Here is a 3,218-nt window from a genome sequence, read left to right as displayed (position 1 = left end):
GATAACATCATACATCGTTTTTTCATTTAATTCGACTTTACCACGTTGTTGAATGCCCTCAGCAAGCGCTTTTTTTTTTTCCAAGCAGAAGACGGCATACGATTTGTCTTAGGGTCTCGTGGGCTCGGAGATGTGTATAAGAGCCAGGGCATGGTCAAGAGCCCCCGCCGGACGAGACGCTGGACTTGCTCAAACACCGGGAGGACAGCACATGAGCGAGGCTTACGACATCATCAAGGCGCACTACGCGGCGTCCGACCGCGGCGACCTGGACGGCATGGTCGAGGCGTTCGCCGACGACATCGCCTGGACGGAGATGGACGGGTTCCCCTACGCGGGCACCTATGTGGGCACCGACGCGATCAAGGCCGGTGTGTTCGGGCGGCTCGGCAAGGACTGGAAGGGCTTCCGCGCCGACGCCGACGAGCTGGTCGACGGCGGCGACGGGACCGTCGTCGCGATCGGCCACTACTCCGGCACCTACCGGGCGACCGGGAAGGCGATGCGCGTCCGGTTCGTCCATGTGTGGCGGGTGCAGGACGGCGCGATCACGGGCTTCGAGCAGTTCTGCGACACGCACAACGTCCGGCAGGCCATGGGCTGAGGCGAAACGCCCAGGTCCGGGCCGGGACGCCACTGGCGCGAACCGGCCCGGAGGGTGCACTATGTCGGACAACACGAAACGGGGCTTTATCTGGGGAAACGCCCATGTCGACACTCATTCGCACGGCGGATCTGCCGGTCGCCGAGCGGTTCGAGTTCTGGCGCAGCTCGGTGACGGACATGTTCGTGCCGCTGCGCGCCGAGACCACCCGTCCGGAACGCTTCGAGGGGCGCATGCGCGGGCGCGAGTTCGGCGCGCTCACGGTCGCCGACGTCGCGTCCACGCCGAGCGTCGTCCGCCGGACGGGCGCGCTGATCGCCCGGTCCGACCCGGGCCACTACAAGATCGGCGTCCAGCTCAACGGATACTGCCTGCTCACGCAGGACGGACGCGAGGCCGCGCTCGTCCCCGGCGACTTCACGATCTACGACACGACGCGTCCGTACACGCTCGCGTTCGACGACTCCTACCGGCAGCTCGTCCTGATGGTCCCGCGCCGCCTGCTGCACCTGCCGGAGGAGGCCGTCGCCGGCCTCACCGCCACCCGGATCTCCGGCCGCCAGGGCGTCGGTGCGCTGCTGTCGCCGTTCCTCCTCCAGCTCGCCGAGCAGCTTGACGTCCTGGACGACCACGGCAGCGTCCGCCTCGGCGACAACATCGTCGACCTCCTCGTCACCCTCCTCGCCGAACGCCTGGACATGACCGCGCCGACGGCCGACTCCCGCCGCCGCGCGCTGCTCCTCCGCGTCCGCGCCTACATCGAACGCCACCTCGACGACCCGGACCTGTCCCCGGACGACATCGCCGCCGCGCACTTCGTCTCGTCCCGGCACCTGTACAACCTGTTCCGCGAGGAGGGCACGACCGTCTCGGCGTGGATCAAGGAACGCCGCCTGGAGCACTGCCGCCGCGACCTGCGCGACCCCCTCCAGCTGCACCGCCCGGTCAGCGCCATCGCGGCCCGCTGGGGCTTCGTCGACGCCGCGCGGTTCAGCCGCCTGTTCAAGGCCGCGTACGGCGCCAGCCCCCGCGAGTACAGGGTGACGGTCACCGGCGACTGATCACTTCACACGTGGCCAACTCCCGTACGCCCACAGACAAGACCCACGGCCCGCGCCCGCCGAGACTTTCCTCACCTGCGAGGGAGGTCACCATGAACACACGGCTCTACATCAACGGCGAATGGGCCACGGCGGCGGACGGCGGCGAGTTCACCACGTCCGATCCCGCGACGGGGACCGTCCTGGCGACCTGCGCGGAGGCCGGCCCCAAGGACGTCGAGGACGCCGTCGACGCGGCCCGGACGGCCCTGCACGACCCAGCGTGGGCCACCATGCCTCCGAGCGCCCGCGCCCGCCTCCTCTGGCGCGTCGCCGACCTGATCGAGGAGCACAAGGCCGACCTCGCCGAGCTGGAGACCCGCGACCAGGGCCAGCCGCTCGGCGTCGCGCACTCCGTCAGCGTCAACGGCGCCGCCGAGCACTTCCGCTACTTCGCCGGCTGGTGCACCAAGATCGAGGGCGCGGTCTCCCCGGTCTCGTTCCCGGACACCCTGCACTACGTCCGCCGCGAACCCGTCGGCGTCTGCGCGCTGATCACCCCGTGGAACTTCCCCCTCATGATCGCCTCGTGGAAGCTCGCCCCCGCCCTGGCCTGCGGCAACACGGTCATCATCAAGCCCGCCGAGCAGACCCCGCTGACGACCGTCCGCCTGATCGAACTCTGCGCCGAAGCGGGCTTCCCACCGGGCGTGGTCAACCTCCTCACCGGCGGCCCCGACGTCGGCCGCGCCCTAGTCGCGCACCCGGACATCGACAAGGTCTCCTTCACCGGCTCCAGTTCCGTCGGACGCGAGATCGTCCAGGCGTCCGCCGGCAACCTCAAGCGCGTCACCCTCGAACTCGGCGGCAAGGCCCCCAGCGTCATCGCCCGCGACGCCGACATCGACAAGGCCGTCGCCGGCAACCTCCAGGGCGCCCTCCTCAACAGCGGCCAGGTCTGCGCCGCCTACACCCGCCTCTACGTCGACCGCCGCCGCGCCGACGAGTTCACCGAGAAGCTCGCCGCCGCCGCGTCCGGCCTCCGCCTGGGCCCCGGCCTGGCCCCCGACACCCAGATAGGCCCCCTGGTCTCCCAAGACCACCTGGACCAAGTCGACTCCTACGTCCGCACAGGCGCCGACCAAGGCGCCGAACTAGTCACGGGCGGCCAACGAGCCGACGGCCCCCTATCCTCCGGCAACTTCTACACCCCCACCGTCTTCGGTGGCGTCACCGACGACATGACCATCGCCCGCGAGGAGATCTTCGGCCCCGTCCTGCCCGTCCTCGCCTACGACGACCCCGAAGAACTCGCCGCCCGCGCCAACGACACCGACTTCGGCCTGGCCGCGTCCATCTGGACCCGCGACCTCTCCACCGCCCACCGCCTGGCCGCCGACATCCGCGCCGGCGCCGTCTTCATCAACATGCTTCCCATCCCCGACGCCGCCGCCCCCTGGGGCGGCTACAAAACCAGCGGCTGGGGCCGCGAAATGGGCCCCTACGCCCTGGACGCCTACACCGAGATCAAGGGCGTCTGGGTCCACTTTGACACGTAACCCCCGTCCCCCAAC

The 3,218-nt window shown here is 69.5% G+C and carries 3 protein-coding genes; all 3 read left to right on the top strand.

Annotated features, from left to right (window positions below; genetic code table 11):
• Positions 1-211: 211 nt before the first annotated feature.
• The 3 genes from ETD83_RS40765 (at position 212) to ETD83_RS40755 (ending at position 3,203) form a co-directional block, all read left to right on the top strand.
• Positions 212-604 carry a nuclear transport factor 2 family protein gene (locus ETD83_RS40765; RefSeq protein WP_138650598.1) on the top strand — a complete coding sequence of 131 codons (393 nt, stop codon included), beginning with the start codon at positions 212-214 and terminating at the stop codon, positions 602-604.
• 104 nt (positions 605-708) lie between these two features.
• Positions 709-1,665 (top strand): AraC-like ligand-binding domain-containing protein, encoded by a 957-nt coding sequence (locus ETD83_RS40760; RefSeq protein WP_138650597.1) that lies wholly within the window; start codon positions 709-711, stop codon positions 1,663-1,665.
• A 92-nt stretch (positions 1,666-1,757) separates the two neighbouring features.
• Positions 1,758-3,203 (top strand): aldehyde dehydrogenase family protein, encoded by a 1,446-nt coding sequence (locus tag ETD83_RS40755; protein ID WP_138650596.1) that lies wholly within the window; start codon positions 1,758-1,760, stop codon positions 3,201-3,203.
• Positions 3,204-3,218 lie beyond the last annotated feature (15 nt).

This window comes from Actinomadura soli, from assembly GCF_005889715.1.
In the GTDB taxonomy this organism is placed as follows: domain Bacteria; phylum Actinomycetota; class Actinomycetes; order Streptosporangiales; family Streptosporangiaceae; genus Spirillospora; species Spirillospora soli.
Note: the sequence above shows the minus strand (reverse complement) of the source record. Positions and strands in the feature narration are given on the sequence as shown.

What these genes read in the sequence shown, in the direction of transcription:
- ETD83_RS40765 (WP_138650598.1), top strand. Translation starts at nt 212, where the DNA reads ATGAGCGAGGCTTACGACATCATCAAGGCGCACTACGCGGCGTCCGAC.
- ETD83_RS40760 (WP_138650597.1), top strand. Translation starts at nt 709, where the DNA reads ATGTCGACACTCATTCGCACGGCGGATCTGCCGGTCGCCGAGCGGTTC.
- ETD83_RS40755 (WP_138650596.1), top strand. Translation starts at nt 1,758, where the DNA reads ATGAACACACGGCTCTACATCAACGGCGAATGGGCCACGGCGGCGGAC.